Annotated in this window: 19 protein-coding genes and 1 riboswitch; of the genes, 14 read left to right on the top strand and 5 right to left on the bottom strand. The window is 68.4% G+C overall.

Features of this window, described 5'->3' with window-relative positions:
- Positions 1 to 79 precede the first annotated feature (79 nt).
- Both leuA and ACWFRJ_RS33140 read left to right on the top strand, forming a co-directional pair.
- Entirely contained in the window at positions 80 to 1,786 is a 1,707-nt protein-coding gene (gene leuA, locus ACWFRJ_RS33145) for a 2-isopropylmalate synthase (RefSeq protein ID WP_453539442.1), read from the top strand.
- The gene (locus ACWFRJ_RS33140; protein WP_453539298.1) at positions 1,783 to 2,589 is read left to right on the top strand and encodes an ABC transporter ATP-binding protein; all 807 of its coding nucleotides are present in this window, start codon (positions 1,783 to 1,785) and stop codon (positions 2,587 to 2,589) included. Before leuA ends, ACWFRJ_RS33140 begins: the two co-directional genes overlap by 4 nt.
- A 75-nt stretch (positions 2,590 to 2,664) precedes the next feature.
- Here ACWFRJ_RS33140 and ACWFRJ_RS33135 read toward each other — a convergent pair whose 3' ends face one another.
- From ACWFRJ_RS33135 to gcvT, 5 genes are all read right to left on the bottom strand, one after another.
- Positions 2,665 to 2,877, bottom strand: a complete 213-nt coding sequence (locus tag ACWFRJ_RS33135) for an EF-hand domain-containing protein (protein ID WP_371527050.1) — start codon at positions 2,875 to 2,877, stop codon at positions 2,665 to 2,667.
- A gap of 97 nt (positions 2,878 to 2,974) precedes the next feature.
- Complete coding sequence (locus ACWFRJ_RS33130) at positions 2,975 to 4,345, bottom strand: L-serine ammonia-lyase (protein WP_453539439.1); 1,371 nt, start codon at positions 4,343 to 4,345, stop codon at positions 2,975 to 2,977.
- 172 nt (positions 4,346 to 4,517) lie between these two features.
- Positions 4,518 to 5,780 carry a serine hydroxymethyltransferase gene (gene glyA / locus ACWFRJ_RS33125; RefSeq protein ID WP_453539295.1) on the bottom strand — a complete coding sequence of 421 codons (1,263 nt, stop codon included), beginning with the start codon at positions 5,778 to 5,780 and terminating at the stop codon, positions 4,518 to 4,520.
- 23 nt (positions 5,781 to 5,803) lie between these two features.
- On the bottom strand, positions 5,804 to 6,181 hold the full coding sequence (gcvH, locus tag ACWFRJ_RS33120; RefSeq protein ID WP_453539292.1) for a glycine cleavage system protein GcvH: 378 nt from the start codon (positions 6,179 to 6,181) through the stop codon (positions 5,804 to 5,806).
- A 58-nt stretch (positions 6,182 to 6,239) separates the two neighbouring features.
- On the bottom strand, positions 6,240 to 7,382 hold the full coding sequence (gcvT, locus tag ACWFRJ_RS33115; RefSeq protein ID WP_453539289.1) for a glycine cleavage system aminomethyltransferase GcvT: 1,143 nt from the start codon (positions 7,380 to 7,382) through the stop codon (positions 6,240 to 6,242).
- 164 nt (positions 7,383 to 7,546) lie between these two features.
- Positions 7,547 to 7,652, bottom strand: a riboswitch (glycine riboswitch).
- 152 nt (positions 7,653 to 7,804) lie between these two features.
- On the opposite strand from gcvT, the gene ACWFRJ_RS33110 reads away from it, so the two are divergent.
- The 12 genes from ACWFRJ_RS33110 to ACWFRJ_RS33055 all read left to right on the top strand — a co-directional run bounded on the left by ACWFRJ_RS33110 (position 7,805) and on the right by ACWFRJ_RS33055 (position 22,341).
- Complete coding sequence (locus tag ACWFRJ_RS33110; protein ID WP_453539436.1) at positions 7,805 to 8,479, top strand: AAA family ATPase; 675 nt, start codon at positions 7,805 to 7,807, stop codon at positions 8,477 to 8,479.
- A gap of 60 nt (positions 8,480 to 8,539) precedes the next feature.
- Complete coding sequence (locus ACWFRJ_RS33105; RefSeq protein ID WP_453539286.1) at positions 8,540 to 9,343, top strand: enhanced serine sensitivity protein SseB; 804 nt, start codon at positions 8,540 to 8,542, stop codon at positions 9,341 to 9,343.
- Positions 9,344 to 9,547: 204 nt separating this feature from the next.
- Positions 9,548 to 10,321 (top strand): enhanced serine sensitivity protein SseB C-terminal domain-containing protein, encoded by a 774-nt coding sequence (locus ACWFRJ_RS33100; RefSeq protein ID WP_453539283.1) that lies wholly within the window; start codon positions 9,548 to 9,550, stop codon positions 10,319 to 10,321.
- Positions 10,322 to 10,729: 408 nt separating this feature from the next.
- Positions 10,730 to 11,734, top strand: coding sequence for an ABC transporter permease (locus ACWFRJ_RS33095; protein WP_453539280.1), 1,005 nt, complete (start codon positions 10,730 to 10,732; stop codon positions 11,732 to 11,734).
- A gap of 101 nt (positions 11,735 to 11,835) precedes the next feature.
- Positions 11,836 to 13,605 (top strand): ABC transporter substrate-binding protein, encoded by a 1,770-nt coding sequence (locus tag ACWFRJ_RS33090; protein ID WP_453539277.1) that lies wholly within the window; start codon positions 11,836 to 11,838, stop codon positions 13,603 to 13,605.
- Positions 13,606 to 13,747: 142 nt separating this feature from the next.
- The gene (locus ACWFRJ_RS33085; RefSeq protein WP_453539433.1) at positions 13,748 to 14,749 is read left to right on the top strand and encodes an ABC transporter permease; all 1,002 of its coding nucleotides are present in this window, start codon (positions 13,748 to 13,750) and stop codon (positions 14,747 to 14,749) included.
- Positions 14,746 to 15,843, top strand: coding sequence for an ABC transporter ATP-binding protein (locus ACWFRJ_RS33080; protein ID WP_453539274.1), 1,098 nt, complete (start codon positions 14,746 to 14,748; stop codon positions 15,841 to 15,843). Before ACWFRJ_RS33085 ends, ACWFRJ_RS33080 begins: the two co-directional genes overlap by 4 nt.
- Positions 15,844 to 15,890: 47 nt before the next feature.
- A complete protein-coding gene (locus ACWFRJ_RS33075) occupies positions 15,891 to 17,120 on the top strand; it encodes an ABC transporter ATP-binding protein (RefSeq protein ID WP_453539271.1) in 1,230 nt (409 codons plus the stop codon).
- Between the two features lie 108 nt (positions 17,121 to 17,228).
- Entirely contained in the window at positions 17,229 to 18,620 is a 1,392-nt protein-coding gene (locus tag ACWFRJ_RS33070; RefSeq protein WP_453539268.1) for a M1 family metallopeptidase, read from the top strand.
- Positions 18,621 to 18,705: 85 nt separating this feature from the next.
- Positions 18,706 to 19,380, top strand: coding sequence for a trimeric intracellular cation channel family protein (locus ACWFRJ_RS33065; RefSeq protein WP_453539265.1), 675 nt, complete (start codon positions 18,706 to 18,708; stop codon positions 19,378 to 19,380).
- Positions 19,381 to 19,591: 211 nt separating this feature from the next.
- Positions 19,592 to 20,530 (top strand): chitinase, encoded by a 939-nt coding sequence (locus ACWFRJ_RS33060; protein WP_453539262.1) that lies wholly within the window; start codon positions 19,592 to 19,594, stop codon positions 20,528 to 20,530.
- 14 nt (positions 20,531 to 20,544) lie between these two features.
- Entirely contained in the window at positions 20,545 to 22,341 is a 1,797-nt protein-coding gene (locus tag ACWFRJ_RS33055) for a coagulation factor 5/8 type domain-containing protein (RefSeq protein WP_453539259.1), read from the top strand.
- Positions 22,342 to 22,384: the final 43 nt, after the last annotated feature.

Genomic DNA, 22,384 nt, shown 5'->3' with positions numbered 1-22,384 from the left:
CCAGTTCACCGACCGACCGAGCCGAGAGGCCACCGTGAATTCCCTCGCGTACTCGTGGAATCCTCAGCGCCCCAGCGCGATGCCCTTCCACCGCTACCGCCCTTATCAAGACAGGGTTGACGTCCCTTCAGGGGAACGGAGTTGGCCATCAGCCCGCATCGAGCACGCCCCCCTCTGGGTCCCCGTCGACCTGCGCGACGGCAATCAGGCGCTCGCCGAGCCGATGGACACCGGGCGCAAAAGGCGCTTCTTCGATCTGCTCGTCTCGACGGGGTTCAAGGAGATCGAGGTCGGCTATCCGTCGGCCAGCCGCGCCGACTTCGACTTCGTACGTGACCTCGCCGCGCTGAGCGCGAACGGCGGTATCCCCGATGACGTCAGCATCGTCGTCTTCACGCCCGCCAAGCCCGAACTCATCGACCGCACCTTCGAGTCGATCGAGGGGCTGCCCCACGCCGTCGTGCACCTCTACATCCCCACATCGCCTGTCTGGCGCGAAACCGTCCTCGGGCGGTCGCGCGCGCAGGTGCGGGACGTCGTCGCGGAAGCCGCCGCCCACATGGCCCGTCTGGCCGACGCGCGGCCGGGGGCGGACATCCGGTTCCAGTTCTCGCCGGAGACCTTCAACCTCACCGAGCCCGACTACGTACTCGAACTCTGCGACGGGCTGACCGAGTTGTGGGACGCGAGCCCCGACCGTCCCGTCACCCACAATCTCCCGGCGACCGTCGAGATCGCGACCCCGAACGTGTACGCCGACCAGATCGAGTACCTGCACCGCAACCTCGCCCGGCGCGCGTCCGTCATCCTCTCCGTCCACCCCCACAACGACCGCGGCACCGGGGTCGCCTGCGCCGAACTCGCCGTCCTCGCCGGGGCCCAGCGCGTCGAGGGCTGCCTCTTCGGCAACGGGGAGCGCACCGGAAACGTGGACCTGGTGACCCTCGCCCTGAATCTGTACGCCCAGGGCGTGGACCCCATGGTCGACCTCTCCGACATCGACGCCGTGCGCGAGGTCGTCGAGCACTGCAACCGGCTGCCCGTGCACCCCCGCCACCCCTACGCGGGCGACCTCGTCCACACCGCCTTCTCCGGCACCCACCAGGACGCCATCAGCAAGGGCTTCGCCCATCACGCGCGCCGGGCAGCCGAGTCGGGGGTACCGGAGCGCGAGGCGCCCTGGGAGGTGCCGTACCTGCCGATCGACCCCGCGGACATCGGACGCACCTACGAAGCCGTCATCCGCGTCAACTCCCAGTCGGGAAAGGGCGGAATGGCGTACCTGCTGCGGACCCGGCACGGCATCGACCTGCCGCAGCGCATGCGGCCCGACTTCTCGCACGTGGTGCAGGAGGCCACCGACGACAGCGGTCAGGAGGCGAGCGCGAAGGAGCTGTACGAGCTCTTCCGCGCGACCTATGTCGCGCCGGGGGAGACGAGCGGGCATGTGGAGCTGAGCTCCTGGACCACCGACCGCGCTCCGGACGGCACCCACCGCTTCACCTGCACCCTCCAAGTCGGCTCAGAGGCCGGGGGCTTCGAGGGTACGGGCAACGGCCCGCTCTCCGCGTTCGTCGCGGCGCTCGCCGCCGCCGGGATCACCGTCGACATCCTCGACCACTCCGAACACGCCACCGGAGCGGGTGGCGGCAGCGAGGCGGTCGCGTACGCGGAGTGCGCGGTGGGCGGTGTCGTCCGCTGGGGCGCGGGCCTGGACACCTCGGTCCTGACCGCGTCCGTGCAGGCCGTGCTCGCCGCCGTGAACCGGGCGGGGGCCACCCGATGACCTCCGTCCCTATGCCCCCCGTACTGCACGCGGACAACGTCACGGTCGTCCGCGACGACCGGCCCATCCTCGACGAGGTCACCCTCACCGTGCGCCCCGGCGAACACTGGGCGCTGCTCGGCGCGAACGGCGCGGGAAAGTCGACCCTGCTCAGCCTCTGCGGCGCCGTGACCCACCCGACGCGCGGCACGGTCGAGGTGCTCGGCCGCCGCCTGGGCAGCGTCGACCTGCGCGAACTCCGTTCGTACGTAGGTCATGTGAACCCGCGTCATCCACTCCGCTCGCCCTTGCGGGTGCGCGAGGTCGTCCTGACCGGGATCACCAACAGCGTGGAACCGCTGCCCCGTTGGCGCCCCACGCCCGAGCAGGAGGAGCAGGCCGACCGTCTGATCGCCATGCTCGGCCTCGCGCACCGCATGGACGCGCGCTGGCCCACGCTCTCCCAGGGCGAGCGCGGACGGACCCTGATCGCGCGCTCGCTGATGCCGAGACCACGGCTCGTCCTGCTCGACGAACCGGCCACCGGGCTCGACCTCGCGGGCCGCGAACGCCTCCTCGACAGCCTGGACACCCTGCGCGAGAGTCACCCCGAGCTCTCCACGGTCCTGGTCACGCACCACCTGGAGGAGCTCCCGGCAGGCACCACGCACGCGCTGCTGCTGCGCGACGGCCGGGCGCTCGCCTCCGGCGCCGTGGACGACGTACTGACCAGCGACCAGATCAGCAAGTGCTTCGACCACCCGGTGCGGTTGGAGCGTACGGAAGGGCGGTGGAGCGTGCGGGCGGCGCGGCGCGCACGCTGAGGAGTACGCGCAACGAGTACGGGGAAGGGGCCCGGCGCTCTAGCGCGCCGGGCCCCTTCCAAGTACTCCCGCTGCCTACTTGTTCAGGCTGGCCCAGAACTCGTCGAAGGAGAGACGCTTGTCCTTGTCGGTGTCCTTCGTGCCGATCACGGCCTCGGCCACCGTCTCGGTGACGTAGAAGTCCCCCATCTTGGCCATGGCCGACTTCCACTCCGCCGCTGTGATGAAGCCGTCGCCGTCCGCGTCGAACTGCTCGAACGTCCTGCGCGCTTCCTCGATGTCCGCCACCGGATCCACCCCTTCTTGGTGCACTACTGACGGGGCTCAGGGTATCCGCCGTCCGGGTGACGCCCGGGACACGGGCTCAGCACCCGATGACGCGGGCTCAGCACTCGATGATGTTCACCGCGAGCCCGCCCCGCGCCGTCTCCTTGTACTTCACGCTCATGTCGGCCCCGGTGTCCTTCATGGTCTTGATGACCTTGTCGAGGGACACCTTGTGGCTGCCGTCGCCGCGCATCGCCATCTTCGCGGCGGTCACGGCCTTCACCGCTGCCATGCCGTTGCGCTCGATGCACGGGATCTGGACGAGCCCGCCGACCGGGTCGCAGGTCAGGCCGAGGTTGTGCTCCATGCCGATCTCGGCCGCGTTCTCAACCTGCTCGGGGCTGCCGCCGAGCACCTCCGCGAGGGCGCCCGCCGCCATCGAGCAGGCGGAGCCGACCTCGCCCTGGCAGCCGACCTCGGCGCCGGAGATGGAGGCGTTCTCCTTGAACAGCATGCCGATCGCTCCGGCCGCGAGGAGGAAGCGGACCACGCCGTCCTCGTCCGCGCCGGGCACGAAGTTCATGTAGTAGTGCAGGACCGCGGGGATGATGCCCGCGGCGCCGTTCGTCGGGGCGGTCACGACCCGGCCGCCCGCCGCGTTCTCCTCGTTCACCGCCATCGCGTACAGCGTGATCCACTCCATGGAGCGGGCAAGGGGGTCGCCCTCGGCGCGCAGCTGGCGTGCGGAGTTGGCAGCGCGGCGGCGGACCTTGAGGCCGCCCGGCAGGATGCCCTCGCGGGACATGCCGCGCGAGACGCAGGACTGCATGACGCCCCAGATGTCGAGCAGCCCGGCGCGGATCTCCTCCTCGGTGCGCCACGCCTTCTCGTTCTGCAGCATCAGCGCGGAGATGGAGAGGCCGGTCTCGTCGGCCAGGCGCAGGAGCTCGTCGCCGGTGCGGAAGGGGTGCTTGAGGACCGTGTCGTCCGGCACGATCGGGTTCTCGCCCGCCACCGCGTCGTCGTCGACCACGAAGCCGCCGCCCACGGAGTAGTACGTCTTCTCCAGGACGAGCGCGCCCTCACGGTCGTACGCGAAGATCGTCATGCCGTTGGCGTGGTACGGCAGGGCCTTGCGGCGGTGCAGGACCAGGTCCTTGTCGAAGTCGAAGTCGATCTCGTGCATGCCGAGGAGATTGAGGCGGCCGGTGCTCTTGATCTGCTCGACGCGCTCGTCGGCGAACTCCACGTCGACCGAGCGCGGGGACTCGCCCTCCAGGCCGAGCAGGACCGCCTTCGGGGTGCCGTGGCCGTGGCCCGTCGCGCCGAGCGAGCCGTAGAGCTCGGCCCGTATGACGGCGGTGTGGGCCATCAGGCCCTCGTTCTTGAGGCGGCTCGCGAAGATACGGGCGGCACGCATGGGACCGACCGTGTGGGAGCTGGACGGGCCGATGCCGACCGAGAACAGGTCGAAGACCGAGAGGGCCACGAGAAACTCCAATGGTGGTTGGTAGACGCCGTTGTCTGCCGGGGTGGTGCAGAGAGCAAGGCGCGCGCCGGGCGTGAAACCGGGGCATGAACCGGGGCACCGCGCTCACTGTGTTCACATCCAGTGTGCGGGGTGCCCCGAAGATTCGTACGAAGTAAAGCGTACGAAACTGCTACAGGTTGGGGTACAGGGGGTGCTTCGCTGCCAAGGCAGAGACGCGGGCCTTGAGCGACTCCGTGTCGACGTCGCCCGGCTTCAGCGCCTCGGCGATGATGTCGGCGACCTCACGGAAGTCGTCCTCCTGGAAGCCACGGGTCGCGAGCGCGGGCGTACCGATCCGCAGGCCCGATGTGACCATCGGGGGACGCGGGTCGTTCGGGACCGCGTTGCGGTTGACCGTGATGCCGACCTCGTGGAGGCGGTCCTCGGCCTGCTGGCCGTCGAGCTCGGAGTTGCGCAGGTCCACCAGGACCAGGTGCACGTCCGTGCCGCCGGACAGGACGTCGACACCGACGGCCTTCGCGTCGTCCCGCACCAGGCGCTCGGCCAGGATGCGGGCGCCGTCCAGGGTGCGCTGCTGGCGCTCCTTGAACTCCTCGGAGGCCGCGACCTTGAAGGAGACGGCCTTGGCCGCGATCACGTGCTCCAGGGGGCCGCCCTGGAAGCCGGGGAAGACCGCGGAGTTCAGCTTCTTCGCGAACTCCTTGCTGCGGGCCAGGATGATGCCGCCGCGCGGGCCGCCGAGCGTCTTGTGCGTGGTGGAGGTGACCACGTCCGCGAACGGCACCGGGTTGGGGTGCAGGCCTGCGGCGACGAGCCCGGCGAAGTGCGCCATGTCGACCCACAGGTACGCGCCGACCTCGTCGGCGATCCGGCGGAACTCGGCGAAGTCCAGCTGACGCGGGTAGGCGGACCAGCCCGCGATGATCACCTTCGGGCTGCTCTCCTTGGCCAGGCGCTCGACCTCGGCCATGTCGATCAGACCGGCCTCGTCGACGTGGTACGGGACCACGTTGAACTGCTTGCCGGAGAAGTTCAGGCGCATGCCGTGGGTGAGGTGGCCGCCGTGCGCCAGGTCCAGGCCGAGGATCGTGTCGCCGGGCTTGGCGATCGCGAAGAGGGCGGCCTGGTTGGCGGAGGCGCCGGAGTGCGGCTGGACGTTGGCGTACTCGGCGCCGAACAGTTCCTTGAGCCGGTCGATCGCGATCTGCTCGGCGACGTCGACGTGCTCGCAGCCGCCGTAGTAGCGGCGGCCGGGGTAGCCCTCGGCGTACTTGTTGGTGAGGACCGTGCCCTGGGCCTCCATGACGGCGACCGGAGCGAAGTTCTCCGAGGCGATCATTTCCAGGGTGGACTGCTGACGGTGGAGCTCGGCGTCGACGGCGGCGGCGACTTCCGGGTCAAGCTCGTGCAGAGGGGTGTTGAGAAGCGACATCACACGATCCCTATCGGTATGGGTCAGCCGGTGGTGAAGGCGGTGTACTCATCGGCGGAGAGCAGGTCGTCCGGCTCGCCCGTGATGCGCACCTTGAACAGCCAACCGCCCTCGAACGGGGCGGAGTTGACCAGCGACGGGTCGTCGACGACGTCCTGGTTGGCGGCGACGATCTCGCCGGTCACCGGGGCGTAGAGGTCGCTGACCGACTTGGTCGACTCCAGCTCGCCGCAGGACTCGCCGGCGGTCACCGTGTCACCGACCTCGGGAAGCTGGGCGAAGACGACGTCACCGAGCGCGTTGGCCGCGTGCTCCGTGATGCCGACCGTCGCCACACCGTCCTCGGTGGCCGAGAGCCACTCGTGCTCCTTGCTGTAACGCAGCTGCTGGGGGTTGCTCATGACCTGAATTCTCCTGTACGCGGTGGAGTGCTGGTGAACGGGGCTGTTGTGCCGGGTGTCACTTCTGGCGCTTGTAGAAGGGCAGCGCCACGACCTCGTACGGCTCGTGCGTGCCCCGGATGTCCACACCGACACCCTCGGTGCCCGGAGCCGCGTGTGCCACATCTACGTACGCGATGGCGATCGGCTTGCCGAGCGTCGGGGACGGCGCCCCGGAGGTGACCTCGCCGATGACCTTGCCCTCGGAGACCACGGAGAAGCCCGCACGCGGGACACGGCGGCCCGAGGCGATCAGGCCCACCAGCTTGCGCGGGGGAGCGGTCTCGGCGCGCTCGGCGGCGGCCGCGAGCGCCGCGCGCCCCACGAAGGTGTCGGACTGCGAGGTCTTCTCGAACTTCACGACCCGGCCCAGGCCCGCGTCGAAGGGCGTGAGGTCCGAGGTCAGCTCGTGCCCGTACAGCGGCATGCCCGCTTCGAGACGGAGCGTGTCGCGGCAGGAGAGCCCGGCAGGGACCAGGCCGACGTGCTCGCCGGCCTCCATGAGCGCGTTCCAGAGCTTCTCGGCGTCGCCGGGCGAGACGAAGAGCTCGAAGCCGTCCTCGCCGGTGTAGCCCGTGCGGGCGATGAGGGCGGGCACGCCCGCGACCGTGCCCGGCAGGCCCGCGTAGTACTTCAGTCCCTCCAGGTCCGCGTCCGTGAGCGACTTCAGGATGCCGGGGGACTCGGGACCCTGGACGGCGAGCAGCGCGTACGCGTCGCGGTCGTCGCGGACCTCGGCGTCGAAGCCGTCGGCGCGGGCGGTGAGCGCGTCGAGCACGGTCTGCGCGTTCGAGGCGTTGGCGACGACCATGTACTCGGGGGACTCGGGGGCGTCGGCCTCGCCCAGGCGGTAGACGATCAGGTCGTCCAGGATCCCGCCGTCCTCGGCACAGATCATCGTGTAGCGGGCGCGGCCGACACCGACGGAGCCGATGTTGCCGACGAGCGCGAAGTTCAGGAAGTCCACGGCCTGCGGTCCTGTGACCGTGATCTCGCCCATGTGGGAGAGATCGAAGAGACCGGCCTTGGTGCGGACGGCGATGTGCTCGTCGCGCTCGCTGCCGTACCGGAGCGGCATGTCCCAGCCCGCGAAGTCGGTCATGGTCGCGCCGAGCGCGCGATGCACGGCATCGAGGGCGGTCAGACGGGGGGCGGTACTCATACGGGGAACTCCCAGGGCATGACGGGCGAGGTCGATCCTCCCCATCTGTCATCGGAACCTGAGAGGTTCACCACGACCCGTCCGTATGCGTCATACGTCTGTAGCAGGGGTCGTGACTTGCACCTTGGGTGGAGCCGCCGGGGCGACCCGCTTTTCAGATGTGCCTCGCCCGCGCGGTACGGGGCCTGAGAGATTCAAGGGAGGGACTTGCTCCTTCGGCGCCCCGGTGCGTCCTACGACGGCGACCGGGAACTCTCCCGCGCGGATTCAAGCGGCCTGTATGGAGTTTGCGCGCACATCATTGCACGCGCCCGAGTCACAGGGCAGTGCCAGTGCCGTAATGCTGTTGTGCCGCATTACCTTCTCTTTACACTTGGCGGGGAAGCTGCGGTAAGCAGTTACGTGACCGCTAGGGGAGGCCGATCACGGTGCGCAGGACCAGTGTCTACGCGACCAACACGGGGGTGGCCCTGCCCAAACAGGCCGCCGCCCCCACCAGGGAGAGCTGCGGCGCCCTGCCCGCGGTCGTCGTCCGCGACCTGAGGCAGCGGTCCGGCCACAGCCCGCACCGCCTCACGTTCGGCGCGGGCGACCTGATCGTCGTCTCCGGGCTGCCGGGCAGCGGCAAGTCCACGCTGATGCGCAGAGCCGTCGCGGGTTCGCGCATCGACTCGCAGGACACCCGCGACCGCTGGGCCCTGCGCATGCCGGCCCTGCTGCCGTACGCCGTCTACCGCCCCCTGGTCCGCCTCGCGCACTACGCGGGCCTGCGCGCCGCCCTGCGCTCCGGCGAGGGGATCGTGGTGCACGACTGCGGCACCCAGGCATGGGTGCGCGGCTGGCTGGCCCGCGAAGCGGTGCGGCGCGGCACGACGCTGCATCTGCTGCTGCTCGACGTGCCGCCGGACACCGCCATGGAGGGGCAGCTCTCGCGCGGGCGCGGCGTGTCGCGGTACGCCTTCGCGCGGCATCGCAGGACCGTCGGGCGCCTCGTCGGCGCCGCCGAGCGGGGCGATCTGCCGCGCGGCTGCGGCTCCGCGATCCTGCTCGACCGGACGGCCGCGAGCGTCCTGCGCGGGATCGGCTTCGGAGGCTGAGCGCCCCGCCGCGTTAGGGTCGTGCCGCAGGCAGAGCGGGACAGGGCAGGGGTTGGGCAGATGGATATTCCGGCGCAGGCGCACGCACATCCGTACGGAGGATGGCCGGGCAACGAACTCGAAGAGGTGCTCGCGGCATCACTCGGCACGCCGGGGGCGCCCCAGACGTCCGCGGGGGCCCGCATCGTCGAGGTGCTCGGCCGCAGCCACGTCTGGGTCCCGCTGCCGAGCGGCGGCGGCCCTGACAGCGGCACCCTCGACCTGCCCACGCTGGAGATCGACGGCCAGGCCTTCGTCCCCGTCTTCAGCTCCGAGCAGCAGTTCCAGCAGGTCACCGGTGGCCGGATGGGCTGCACCGTGGCGCCCGCCGTGGAGTTCGCGCGCGGGCTTCCCCCGCAGATGGGCATCGCGGTCAACCCGGACGGCACGGTCGGGGTCCCGCTGCCGCCGCCCGCCGTCGCCGAACTCTGCCGGTCCGGACGCACGCCGCTGGACGGACCCGCGACCGGCGGTCGCGTACGGCTCTTCGAACCGGACTGGCAGCACGATCCGGTGGACTTCCTGTCCGCCGCGGCCCGCGAGTTCGAGGCCACCGGGATCGTCCTGAACGCCCGCCGCTGCCTGGCGAGCGTCGAGGGCGAGGAGCCCACGCTGTTCATCGGCGTCGAACTGACCTCCTGGGAGGGCAACGCGCGCGAGCTGCCGATGGAGGCCGTGGGCCGGGCTCTGGGCCACGCCCCGGTGGCTTGGCCGGTGAACCTGGTGCTGCTCGACGTCGCCCAGGACCCGGTCGGCGACTGGATGCGTGAGCGGGTTCGGCCCTTCTTCGGTCAGACACCGGGGCGCGAGCACGGACATGTGTAAGGACATGTGCAGGTACGTGTGTGAGGGTGCCGTACGTCAAGTCGGTGTCAGGATCGCCGCTTAAGCTGGTTTCATGGCCCGGGCGGGGCACGGCACTGCCGATTCGGCCCGGGCTCGCCAGTCACGTCAGGTTCATCAGGTTCATCAGGTTCCAGGTCCAGCGGGTCAGCGGGTCAGCGGGTCATCGCGAAGGGGCGGTTAAGGGTGAGTGCGTCGGGCACGGCTGCTGCCGGGCAGGTCGAGCACATGCTGCGCCAGGTGACGCCAGGGCGTTATGACGCCTACGAGGCGCTCCTGCGGGCGCTCGCCGCCGACCAGGTCTGGATGCTGCTCTGGCACGGCCAGGCCGGATCCCCCGACGCGCAGTACGGGAACATGGAGGTCGAAGGCCTCGGGTACGCACCGTGCGTGACCTCCGCCCAGGAGCTCTCCGCGAGTGGCTGGAACCGTTCGTACGAGGTCGTCAGCGGCCTCGACATCGCCCGCACCCTCTACCCCGACCACTACGGCCTCTGGCTCAACCCGCACGCCCCCGGCGGCGGCGTCGGCATCCCCTGGCTCGACCTGCGGCGCATCGCGTCGGGCCTGGACCTGCTGCCCGCGGGCCCGCTCAGGCTCACCGAGCCCGCCATCGAGATCCCGCAGTTCTACGCCCTGCTCACGCAGACCGCCCACCGCACCCCCGCGGTCCGCTCGCTGCGCCGCGCCTGGGTGCAGCCCGCGCTCGGTGCGCCGTATCTGGCCATCGGCCTCGACGTGTACGACACGTCGCCGTCGTCGGTGGACGGGGTACGCACGATGATGCAGCAGTCCATCGCCGCCGTCCCCGAAGGACTGCCCGTCTCGACGGTCGCGATGTCCGACGGGTACGACCCGGTCGCCCTGTGGCTGCGCGCCAACGCCAGACCGTTCTACGACCGCGAGGCCCAGCCGGCCCCGGCGCCCGCGGGTGGCTACGGATACCCCGCGCAGTACTGAAGCAGCACTGAAGCAGTACTGAATCGGTGCAGATGCGGTGTGGGTCCGGTGCGGAATCCGCACTGAGATGGCGCTGAAGAGGCCCTGAACCGGCCACCGCGCCTCCTATACCTGCCCCGACAGCCACAATGTCCGTTCTGATGGCGGAGGGGCCCTTTAGCACCTCGTGGCCCGTTGCCACCCAACTGCCCCGTGTTCGCCCCTCGTTCACGTGCGTCCGGATAACGGAACACCTCAAACAGCATCACGGTTGAGCATCCATTCCCCTTCTGGGCTGGTAACAGATCGCAACCCCGATGAAGACTCCCGCAAGTGGGGCGCTTCGCCCCTGTGTACGACGGACAGATCACGTCGCTACAGCGGCAAGTGTGGGCCGGTCACCACCGGTTGAGAGGGGTCCCTGCCACGATGACGGCACCATTGCATGACACACCTGCGGACGCGGACCCGACGGCGGACGTCGCTCCCGCAGCTGATGCAGGGGTGAGGAAGGTCGAGGGGCGGTCCCTCAAGCAGATCGCCTGGAACCGCTTGAAGCGGGACAAGGTCGCTCTGGCCGGCGGCATTACCGTGCTCGTCCTGGTCTTTGTCGCCGTCTTCGCGCCCCTGATCGTCTCCCTGTTGGGCCACCCGCCCAACGAGTTCCATCAGGACGAGCTCGAAGACCTCACGAACCTGCCCAAGGGCGCGTTCGGCGGAATGAGTTGGGACTTCCTCTTCGGCGTCGAGCCGAACAAGGGCCGCGACGTCTTCAGCCGGATCGTCTACGGCGCCCGCATCTCCCTCCTGGTGGCCTTCCTCGCCGCCGTGGTGGCCGTGGTGCTCGGCACCTTCTTCGGCATCATCGCCGGTTACTTCGGCGGCTGGATCGACGCGCTGATCAGCCGGGTCATGGACGTGCTGCTCGCCTTCCCGCAGCTGCTCTTCGTGATCTCCCTGGTCTCGGTACTCCCCGACGACCTGCTCGGGCTCACCGGCAGCGGCGTCCGCATCGCGGTACTGATCCTGGTGATCGGCTTCTTCGGCTGGCCCTACGTCGGGCGCATCGTCCGGGGCCAGACCCTCTCGCTGCGCGAACGCGAGTACGTGGAAGCGGCCCGCAGCCTCGGCGGCGGTCAACGGCACATCCTCTTCCGTGAGCTGCTGCCGAACCTGGTCGCTCCGATCACCGTCTACGCGACGCTCATGATCCCCACCAACATCCTCACCGAAGCGGCGCTCAGCTTCCTCGGCGCAGGTGTGCGCCCGCCGACGGCTTCCTGGGGCGGCATGCTCCGGGACGCCCTCGCGACGTACGAGCATGACCCGATGTTCATGGTCTTCCCCGGCCTGGCGATCTTCGTGACCGTGCTTGCCTTCAACCTCTTCGGTGACGGGCTGCGCGATGCCCTTGACCCCAAGGGAACTCGTTAACAGCCCCAACTGGCTTGCCCCTGCCCCAGCGTCAGGCGGCTCTTCACATGGTTCTTAAGGCAGTCATGGCCAAGGACCGCGAATCTCGGAGGATGCGAGAAATGCCCACAGGTTCCTCTAAGCGACGATTGACCGCCGGCGCGGCTCTCGTCGTAGCGGCGCTGGTGACCACCACGGCGTGCGGCGGCTCCAGCGACGACGACGACAGCAAGGGCGCGGGCTACAACGCGGCCATCGGCAAGGTCGCGAACGCGTCGAAGACAAAGGGCGGAACGCTCAAGTTCATCGCCAAGCAGGACCTGGACTCGGCGGACCCGCAGCGTGCGTACTACGGCATGACGTGGGACTTCATGCGGTACTACACCCGCACGCTGATCACGTACGACACCAAGCCGGGTGCCGCGTCCAACAAGCTCGTCCCCGACCTCGCCGAGGACACGGCGAAGATCAGCGACGACGGCAAGACCTACACGTACAAGCTGCGTGACGGCCTGACCTGGGAGGACGGCTCGAAGCTGACCTCCAAGGACATCAAGTACGGCATCGAGCGCATCTGGGCCACCAAGGTCATCACCGGTGGTCCCGGCTACCTGAAGTCCACGCTTGACCCCAAGGGCGAGTACAAGGGCCCCTACGAGGACAAGTCGAAGGACAAGCTCGGTCTGAAGGCGGTCGAGACGCCGGACGACAACACGATCATCTTCAAGCTGCCCAAGAAGAACGGCGACTTCGAGCAGATGCTCGCGATGCCGTCGGGCACCCCGGTCAAGCAGTCCGAGGACACCGGCGCCAAGTACACCCAGCGCCCGTTCTCCTCCGGCCCGTACAAGTTCCAGAACTACAGCGCCGGCAAGAGCATCACGCTGGTCCGCAACAAGAACTGGAAGAAGTCGTCCGACCCGGTCCGTCCCGCCCTGCCGGACAAGATCTCGGTCACCATCTCGGCGAACCTCGAAGAGAACGACAAGCGCCTGATGGAAGGTGACTACGACATCGACATGAATGGCACCGGCATGACCCAGTCGGGTCGTACCACCGCCATTCAGGACCACAAGGACAACGTCGACAACATGCAGACGGACTTCGTCCGTTACGTCGCCCTTGTGACCAAGACGAAGCCGTTCGACAACGAGGCCTGCCGCAAGGCCGTCTTCTACGCCACGGACTTCGCGAGCCTGCAGAAGACCCGTGGTGGCCCGGTCGCCGCCGGTGAGATCGCCGCGAACGTCTTCCCGAAGTCGATCAAGGGTCACGACGACTACGACCCGTACGGCATCCTGAAGCGCAAGGGCAAGCCCGACGTCACCAAGGCGAAGGCCGAGCTCAAGGACTGTGGCAAGCCCGGCGGCTTCTCGACCAAGATCTCGGCGCGCACCAACCAGCCGGGTGAGGTGGACGCCGCCACGGCGCTCCAGGAGCAGCTGAAGAAGGTCAACATCAACGCCGAGGTCGACCAGATCGACGGCGCCGACTCCTCCAGCATCACCGGCTCTCCCGCGGTGGTGAAGAAGCGCGGCATCGGCATGACGATGGCGGGCTGGGGTCCGGACTTCCCGACCGGCCAGGGCTACGCCCAGCCGCTGTTCGACAGCCGTTTCATCAACGAGAACGGCAACTACAACGAGTCGCAGATCGACGAGCCGAAGATCGACAAGTACTTCGACGACGCGATCGGCACGGTCGACCCCGAGAAGGCCGGCCAGATCTACACCAAGCTGGCGCACGAGATCGTGGACAAGGCGTACTGGATGCCCTTCATCTACGAGAAGAACATCAGCTGGCGTTCGTCGCGGGCGAGCAACGTCTACTCGTCCGCCGCGTACAGCGGTCGCTACGACTACGTCTCGCTCGGTGTGAACGGCGGAAAGTAGCAGCAACGCAGTTCAGCAGTCAGCAGTACCCGTAAAGGCCGTCCTACCGCCGAATCCCGCCAGTCCGAAGGGCAGGTGATGGCCCCGGGCGGTGGCCGGGACTCCTCACAAGGGAGTCCCGGCCACCGCCGGGCCGCGCACAGTGCTTGCTTATCTCATCCGGCGCCTGATCGCCGTTGTCGTCATGGTGCTGGTCGTACTGCTCGCGACCTTCACCGTCTTCTTCATGTTGCCCAAGTGGGCGGGACAGGACATCGCCGTCCTCTTCGCCGGTAAGTCGTCCGGAGCCGAGCAGCTCGCGGGCATCCGGATCAAACTGGGTCTTGACGACCCTCTGCTCGTCCAGTTCTGGGACTTCGTCAAGGGCATCCCGATGGGGCGTGACTACGCCAACGGGGCCGACGTGACCCACTGCCCGGCCCCCTGCTTCGGATACTCCTTCCGTACCGAGGCGCCCGTCTGGGAGACCCTGAAGGACGCCCTGCCCGTCACCATGGCGCTCGCCGCCGGTGCCTGTGTGCTGTGGCTCGTCGCCGGTGTCGCCACCGGTGTGCTCTCCGCGCTCAAGCGCGGCACCATCTGGGACCGCACCGCGATGATCACCGCCCTCGGCGGCGTCTCGCTGCCGATCTTCTTCACCGGCATGATCGCGATGGGGCTCTTCGTCCACACGCTCGGCTGGGTGAAGATCGAGGACACCCTCACCACGGACGATCCGATCAACGTCTGGTTCGAGACGATGATCCTTCCCTGGATCGTGCTCGCGTTCCTCAACGCCGCCATGTACGCGCGACTAACCCGCGCCACCATGCTGGAAGTGCTCGGTGAGGACTACATCCGCACCGCGCGCGCCAAGGGGCTCGGCGAGGCCACCGTCATCAGACGGCACGCGCTGCGCTCCGCCATGACGCCGATCCTCACCGTCTTCGGCCTCGACCTCGGTGTGCTCCTCGGTGGCGCCGTCCTCACCGAGTCCACGTTCAACCTGCCGGGGCTCGGCCTGGAAGCGGTCAAGGCCATCAGCAACAAGGACCTGCCGGTGATCCTCGGCGTCACCTTGTGCGCATCGCTCGCGATCGCCCTCGCCAACCTCGTCGTCGACCTTCTGTACGCCGTCATCGACCCGCGAGTGAGGCTGGGATGACCGACCTGCACAAGACCGGAGCGGCGGTCGGAGAACCCGTCGCCGACTCGGTCGCTCCCACCGCATTCCTCGAGGTCCGCGACCTCAAGGTGCACTTCCCGACCGACGACGGCCTGGTCAAGTCCGTCGACGGGCTCAGCTTCCAGCTGGAGAAGGGCAAGACCCTCGGCATCGTCGGCGAGTCAGGATCCGGCAAGTCGGTCACCTCGCTCGGCATCCTGGGTCTGCACACCGCCGGGCAGTACGGCAGCCGCAAGGCGCAGCTGTCCGGCGAGATCTGGCTGAACGGCACGGAGCTGCTCAGCGCGGACCCCAACGAGGTGCGCAAGCTGCGTGGCCGCGACATGGCGATGATCTTCCAGGACCCGCTGTCCGCGCTGCACCCGTACTACTCCATCGGCACACAGATCATGGAGGCGTACCGGGTCCACAACAAGGTGGACAAGAAGGTCGCCCGCAAGCGCGCCATCGAGATGCTCGACCGGGTGGGCATTCCCCAGCCGGACAAGCGCGTCGACAGCTACCCGCACGAGTTCTCGGGCGGTATGCGCCAGCGCGCGATGATCGCGATGGCCCTGGTGAACAACCCCGAACTGCTCATCGCGGACGAGCCGACGACCGCCCTCGACGTCACCGTCCAGGCGCAGATCCTCGACCTCATCCGGGACCTGCAGAAGGAGTTCGGCTCCGCGGTCATCATGATCACGCACGACCTGGGCGTGGTCGCCGAGATGGCGGACGAACTGCTCGTGATGTACGGCGGGCGCTGCGTCGAGCGCGGCACCGCCGAGAAGGTCTTCTACGAGCCCCAGCACCCCTACACCTGGGGCCTCCTGGGATCGATGCCGCGCATCGACCGCGAGCAGACCGACCGCCTCGTGCCGGTCAAGGGCTCCCCGCCCAGCCTGATCAACCTGCCGACGGGCTGCGCCTTCAACCCGCGCTGCCCGTACGCCGACATCCCCAAGGACCAGATCACCCGCCGCGAGCGCCCCGACCTGCACGAGGTCGTACCGGGGCACTTCACCGCCTGTCACATGTCGCAGGACGAGCGGACCCGCATCTGGACCGAAGAGATTGCGCCGAAGCTGTGAAAGACGATGCGAAAGACCTGGCGAAAGATCAGGCGAAGGGCCAGGAGATGACGATCCCGGCGCAGCCGAAGAGCTCCGCGGAGTCCGTCGAGCCGCTGCTCAAGGTCGAAGGCCTGGTGAAGCACTTCCCCATCAAGAAGGGGCTGATGCAGCGCCAGGTGGCCGCGGTGCAGGCCGTCGACGGTCTCTCCTTCGACGTACGTCCCGGTGAGACGCTCGGCGTCGTGGGCGAGTCGGGCTGCGGCAAGTCGACGATGGGCCGTCTGATCACCCGGCTGCTCGAACCGACCGCGGGCCGCGTGGAGTTCGAGGGCGTGGACATCACGCACCTGAACACCGGCAAGATGCGGCCGCTGCGCCGCGACGTGCAGATGATCTTCCAGGACCCGTACTCGTCGCTGAACCCGCGGCACACCATCGGCACGATCGTCGGTGCGCCGTTCAAGCTCCAGGGCGTCAAGCCCGAGGGCGGCCTGAAGAAGCACGTGCAGCAGATGCTGGAGCGGGTGGGGCTCAGCCCCGAGCACTACAACCGTTACCCGCACGAGTTCTCCGGCGGTCAGCGCCAGCGCATCGGCATCGCCCGCGCGCTCGCCCTGCGGCCCAAGCTGGTCGTGGCCGACGAGCCCGTCTCCGCCCTGGACGTCTCCATCCAGGCGCAGGTGGTCAACCTCCTGGACGACCTCCAGGACGAGCTCGGCCTCACGTACGTGATCATCGCGCACGACCTCTCGGTCATCCGGCACGTCTCGGACCGCATCGCGGTGATGTACCTCGGCAAGATCGTGGAGCTGGCGGACCGCCAGGACCTCTACTCCACGCCGATGCACCCGTACACCAAGGCGCTCCTCTCCGCCGTGCCGGTGCCCGACCCCAAGCGGCGCGGCGTCAAGAGCGAGCGCATCCTGCTCCGCGGTGACGTCCCCTCGCCGATCGACCCGCCCACCGGCTGCCGTTTCCACACGCGCTGCTGGAAGGCGACGGAGATCTGCGCGAAGACCGAGCCGCCGCTGATCCCGCTCGCCTCCGGCCACCAGGTGGCGTGCCACCACCCGGAGAACGCCGAGGACCAGCAGCCGGGCGACACCAAGCTGCTCCAGGTCGCCAAGGAGGCGATCGACGTGGTCTCGGTGGTGAGCAAGGCGGAGGAGACGGCTGAGGAGGCCGTGACCCCGAAGAAGACCGTCTCCAAGAGCCCTGCGGAGAGCCCCTCGGAGAGCCCTTCGAAGGACGCTCCGGAAGCGGAAGCCAAGGGTCAGGCGTCAACTGACAAGTAGCGCCTGATGACTTGGTAAAAATCAGGCACCAAGTCATGTACACGCCCATACGGGAGAGTGCAGAGTCTGCGTGTCCGTTTCATCGGAACACGCGCTAAGGGATGACTCATGGCACTCTCCCGTTCGGCACGTCTGGGGGCGTTGGCCACGGCCGCCGCCTCCTTCTGCTTGATCGCCGCCGCACCCGGGCCCCACCCGGGCGCCGACGGCGTGGGGGACACGTACTTCCCCCAGCTCGGCAACGGCGGCTTCGACGTACGCCACTACGGCCTCGACGTGGCGTACAACCCCGACACCGACCGCCTCGACGGCCGCACCACGATCACCGCGCGCGCCACCCAGAACCTCTCCTCCTTCGACCTCGACCTCCAGAAGCTGGAAGTGACGAAGATCGAGGTGAACGGCAGACGGGCACACTTCACGCGCGAGGGCGACGAGATCCGCGTCAGCCCGCGCGACAGCCTGCACAAGAACAAGACGTTCACCGCGACCGTCACCTACGGCGGCGTGCCCGAGCCGCTGAGCGGCCCCATCGTCTTCGGCTCCGACTACGGCTGGATGAAGACCACCGACGGCGTCTTCGTCGCGTGCGAGCCCAACGCCGCGTCGACCTGGTTCCCCTCCAGCGACCACCCGGGGGACAAGGCCGCCTTCGACATCCGCATCAAGGCCCCCAAGGGCCTGACGGGGGTCTCCAACGGCCGTCTGGTCGACACGTACGACAAGGGCGGCCAGACCGTCGCCCACTGGCGCGAGTCCGAGCCCATGGCCACCTACCTGGCGACCGCGACCATAGGCAAGTTCAACGTGAAGAAGGGCAAGACCCCGGCGGGGACCCCGATCTACGTCGCCATCGACCCCGTCCTCGAGAACAGCAACAACGTCGACGTGTACGCCGTCACGGCCGAGGTCACCGACTACTGGTCGAAGATCTTCGGGCCCTACCCCTTCGAGGAGACCGGCGCGATCGTCGACGACATGCCGCAGGCGGGCTTCTCCCTGGAGACCCAGACCAAGCCGGTCTACTCCGCGGTCCGCAGCGAGTCGACCATCGCCCACGAGCTCGCCCACCAGTGGTTCGGCGACTCCGTCTCGGTCGAGAAGTGGAAGCACATCTGGCTCAACGAGGGCTTCGCGACCTACTCCCAGTGGCTGTGGAGCGAGCACAAGGGCACCCAGAGCGCCCACGACGCCTTCCTCGCGGGCTACAACTCACGCCCCGCCGACTCGGCCTTCTGGCAGACGGTCGTCGGCGACCCGCAGCGCGACACGATGTTCGCCTCCGCCGTCTACCAGCGCGGCGCGATGACGCTCCAGGTCCTGCGCGAGCGCATCGGTGACAAGGCGTTCTTCAAGCTGCTGCCGGCCTGGACCAAGCAGAACCGGCACGGGAACGCGAACACCGACGACTTCATCCGGCTCGCCGAGAAGATCTCGGGCAAGCAGCTCGACTCGCTGTTCCAGACGTGGCTGTTCACTAAGGGCAAGCCCGCCCTGTAGTCCCGCCCTGTAGTCCCGGCTTGTAGTCCCGCCCCGTAGGCCTGGCCTCGTCGGCCTCGCACCGGCGGGCAGGTAAGAATGTCGCGTGATCCAGGATCTGTTCAGTCCCTCCGTCCAGCACGCGCTCGAGATCGTCGGAATCTTCGTCTTCGCGATCTCCGGCGCGCTGCTCGCCGTGCGCAAGAACTTCGACGTCTTCGGCATCGCCGTACTCGCCGAGGTCACCGCGCTGGGCGGAGGGCTCATCCGTGACGTGGTCATCGGGGCGGTGCCGCCCGCCGCGTTCGTCGACCTCGGCTACTTCATCACGCCCCTGTTCGCCGCCCTCCTGGTGTTCTTCCTGCACCCCGAGGTGGAGCGCACGCAGCTCGCGGTGAACGTCTTCGACGCGGCGGGCCTTGGCCTCTTCTGCGTCACCGGCACGATCAAGGCGTACGACTACGGCCTCGGCCTCACCTCGTCGGCGGCCCTGGGTCTGGCCACGGCGGTGGGCGGCGGCGTGCTGCGCGACATGATCGCCAACGAGGTGCCCTCGCTGGTGCGCTGGGACCGCGACCTGTACGCCGTGCCCGCGATCATCGGCTCCGCGATGGTCGCGCTCTGCATCAACTACGACATGGTGAACGCCTTCACCAGTAGCCTCGCCGTGGTCACCACCTTCGTCCTGCGACTGCTCGCGCTGCACTACCACTGGCGCGCCCCACGGGCCTGGCACCGGCGTTCGACGGCGGTGGAGGTGGAGGCGGACGAGGCGCCGTAGGGGCGTGTCGCGACGGATCCTCCGGGCGCTCGCCAACTGGCCTCCAGCGTTCACAAGTTGAACGAATCGAGCCCCATCCGAACCCTTGACGCCCAACTTCCTCACGAGTTAACTCAAGTACTGAATTAAGTCTGGACCAACCTTCCCTCCCCCCACGTTCCTGGAAGGCCCCATGAGGAAGCGAACCCGGCTCATATCCCTGGGTGTTGTCATGGCCGCGACTGCTGTCGGCGCCACCCTGACCACCGCCCAGGCGGACCCCGCCCCCACGGCCGCCCCACCGGCCGTCGCCCCCTACCTCTACAACGGCTGGGGCAGTCCCCCCGACCCGGCGGAGGTCCAAGAAGCCACCGGCGTCGGCTGGTTCACGCTCGCCTTCGTGCTCAGCGACGGCGACTGCGACCCCAAGTGGGACGGCTCGCGCCCGCTGACGGGCGGCGCCGACCAGAAGACCGTCGATGCCGTACGCGCGGGCGGCGGCGACGTCGTCCCCTCCTTCGGCGGCGCGAACGGCCACAAGCTGGAGGAGTCCTGCGCGGACTCCGGCGCGCTTGCGGGCGCGTACCAGAAGGTCATCGACGCCTACGGCCTCAAGGCGATCGACATCGACATCGAGGGCGACGCGTACAACGACCCCGCCGTACAGCAGAAGACGATCGACGCCCTGAAGAAGGTGAAGGCGGACAACGAGAACCTCACGACCTACGTCACCTTCCCCAGCGATCAGAGCGGCCCCGACGACAGCATGATCGAGCGGGCCGCCGACGCGGGCCTTGAGATCGACGGCTGGACGATCATGCCGTTCGACTTCGGCGGCGCGGGCCAGAACATGGGCGAGCTGACGAAGCAGGCGACCGACGGCCTGAAGGACACGGTCAAGGCGGCCTACGGCTACAGCGACGACGCGGCCTACCGGCACAGCGGCCTGTCCTCGATGAACGGCATCACGGACGTCCAGGAGACCGTCACCCCGGCCGACTTCGAGACGATCCTCGGCTATGCCCAGGAGCACCACCTGGCCCGCCTCGCGTTCTGGTCCGTCAACCGCGACCGCCCCTGCCCCGGCGCGTACCCGAACGACGACACCTGTTCCGGAGTGGACCAGGAGCCCTGGCAGTTCACCAAGATCTTCGCCCGGTACACGGGCTGACGAGGAGGGACACCATGCATCTCACCCACAGAAGGCGCGGTCGCGCCCTCCCGGTCGCAGCAGCCCTCGCCCTGGCCGCGGGCACCCTCGCGCTCGTCGGCGTCCAGAGCGCCGACGCCGGCCAGTCCGCCGCGGAGCCGAAGGGCGAGAGGTCCGCGACCGTGGCGGCCGACGCCCCCGATCTCGGCCCGAACGTCGACGTCTTCGACCCGTCCATGTCGCACGACACCATCCAGGGCCGTCTGGACGAGGTGTTCAAGCAGCAGGAGACCAACCAGTTCGGCGGCGAGCGGCGCGCGCTGCTCTTCAAGCCGGGCACGTACGAAGACGTCGACGCGAACATCGGCTTCTACACGCAGATAGCCGGTCTCGGCATGTCGCCGGACGACACCGACATCAACGGCGCGGTGCACGCCGAGGCCGACTGGTTCGACGGCAACGCCACCCAGAACTTCTGGCGCGGCGCCGAGAACCTCGCCGTGACCCCGAAGGCGGGCGGCGACCGCTGGGCCGTCTCGCAGGCCGCGCCCTACCGGCGTATGCACCTCAAGGGCGACCTCCAGCTCGATGACAACGGCTGGTCCAGCGGCGGACTCCTCGCCGACACCAAGGTCGACGGACAGGTCGACTCCGGCTCGCAGCAGCAGTGGCTGTCCCGCAACACCGAGTGGGGCGGCTGGCAGGGCTCCAACTGGAACATGGTCTTCGTCGGCGCGAAGAACGCTCCCGATGGCAACTTCCCCAAGCCGCCCTACACGAGGGTCGACCAGACCCCGGTGTCACGCGAGAAGCCCTTCCTCTACGTGGACGAGGGCGACGCCTACAAGGTGTTCGTGCCGGGCGTCCGCAAGGACAGCAGCGGCACCAGCTGGTCCGACGGCGCTCCGTCGGGGAAGTCGCTCCCGCTCGACGACTTCTACGTCGTGAAGCCGGGCGCGAGCGCGTCCGACATCAACGGAGCGCTGGCGGACGGCAAGAACCTCCTGGTGACTCCCGGGGTCTACCACCTCGACGAGACGCTGAAAGTGACGCGGCCCGACACCGTCGTACTCGGCCTGGGGCTCGCCACGTTCATCCCGGACGACGGCGTGACGGCGATGACCGTCGCGGACGTGGACGGCGTGAACGTGGCGGGAATCCTCTTCGACGCGGGAACGAAGAACTCGGACACGCTGATGGAGGTCGGAGGCGAGGGCGCGAACGCGGACCACGCCGCCAATCCGACCTCGCTGCACGACGTGTACTTCCGGGTCGGGGGAGCGTCCGTGGGCAAGGCGACAAAGAGCCTTGTCGTCAACAGCTCGGACGTCATCGGCGACCACACCTGGATCTGGCGGGCCGACCACGGCGACGGCGTCGGCTGGAACACGAACACGGCGGACACGGGCCTGATCGTGAACGGCGACGACGTGACGATGTACGGCTTGTTCGTCGAGCACTACCAGAAGCACCAGACGATCTGGAACGGCGAGGGCGGCCGGACGTACTTCTACCAGAACGAGATGCCGTACGACCCGCCGAACCAGGCGGCCTGGATGAACGGCGAAACGAAGGGCTACGCCGCGTACAAGGTGGCCGACTCCGTCACCGAGCACGAGGCGTGGGGGCTCGGCTCGTACTGCTTCTTCAACGTCGACAAGTCCGTCGCGGCCGAGCACGCCTTCGAGGTGCCTCAGCGGGACGGGGTGCGGTTCCACGACATGGTGACGGTGTCGCTCGGAGGCACGGGCACGATCCATCACGTGATCAACGGGACGGGCGGGCCTTCGGACGCGCAGAACAATGTGGCGAACGAGGTGAGCTACCCGTAGAGGTCCGCCCCTGAGGAACAGCAAAGCTACCGCTTAGTAGTCA

It is taken from the genome of Streptomyces sp. NPDC055239 (assembly GCF_053606205.1).
Note: the sequence above shows the minus strand (reverse complement) of the source record. Positions and strands in the feature narration are given on the sequence as shown.

What these genes read in the sequence shown, in the direction of transcription:
- ACWFRJ_RS33070 (WP_453539268.1), top strand. Translation starts at nt 17,229, where the DNA reads ATGGCACTCTCCCGTTCGGCACGTCTGGGGGCGTTGGCCACGGCCGCC.
- ACWFRJ_RS33105 (WP_453539286.1), top strand. Translation starts at nt 8,540, where the DNA reads ATGGATATTCCGGCGCAGGCGCACGCACATCCGTACGGAGGATGGCCG.
- ACWFRJ_RS33140 (WP_453539298.1), top strand. Translation starts at nt 1,783, where the DNA reads ATGACCTCCGTCCCTATGCCCCCCGTACTGCACGCGGACAACGTCACG.
- gcvT (WP_453539289.1), bottom strand. Translation starts at nt 7,382, where the DNA reads ATGAGTACCGCCCCCCGTCTGACCGCCCTCGATGCCGTGCATCGCGCG.
- ACWFRJ_RS33095 (WP_453539280.1), top strand. Translation starts at nt 10,730, where the DNA reads ATGACGGCACCATTGCATGACACACCTGCGGACGCGGACCCGACGGCG.
- ACWFRJ_RS33080 (WP_453539274.1), top strand. Translation starts at nt 14,746, where the DNA reads ATGACCGACCTGCACAAGACCGGAGCGGCGGTCGGAGAACCCGTCGCC.
- gcvH (WP_453539292.1), bottom strand. Translation starts at nt 6,181, where the DNA reads ATGAGCAACCCCCAGCAGCTGCGTTACAGCAAGGAGCACGAGTGGCTC.
- glyA (WP_453539295.1), bottom strand. Translation starts at nt 5,780, where the DNA reads ATGTCGCTTCTCAACACCCCTCTGCACGAGCTTGACCCGGAAGTCGCC.
- ACWFRJ_RS33090 (WP_453539277.1), top strand. Translation starts at nt 11,836, where the DNA reads ATGCCCACAGGTTCCTCTAAGCGACGATTGACCGCCGGCGCGGCTCTC.
- ACWFRJ_RS33075 (WP_453539271.1), top strand. Translation starts at nt 15,891, where the DNA reads ATGACGATCCCGGCGCAGCCGAAGAGCTCCGCGGAGTCCGTCGAGCCG.
- leuA (WP_453539442.1), top strand. Translation starts at nt 80, where the DNA reads ATGCCCTTCCACCGCTACCGCCCTTATCAAGACAGGGTTGACGTCCCT.
- ACWFRJ_RS33060 (WP_453539262.1), top strand. Translation starts at nt 19,592, where the DNA reads ATGGCCGCGACTGCTGTCGGCGCCACCCTGACCACCGCCCAGGCGGAC.
- ACWFRJ_RS33055 (WP_453539259.1), top strand. Translation starts at nt 20,545, where the DNA reads ATGCATCTCACCCACAGAAGGCGCGGTCGCGCCCTCCCGGTCGCAGCA.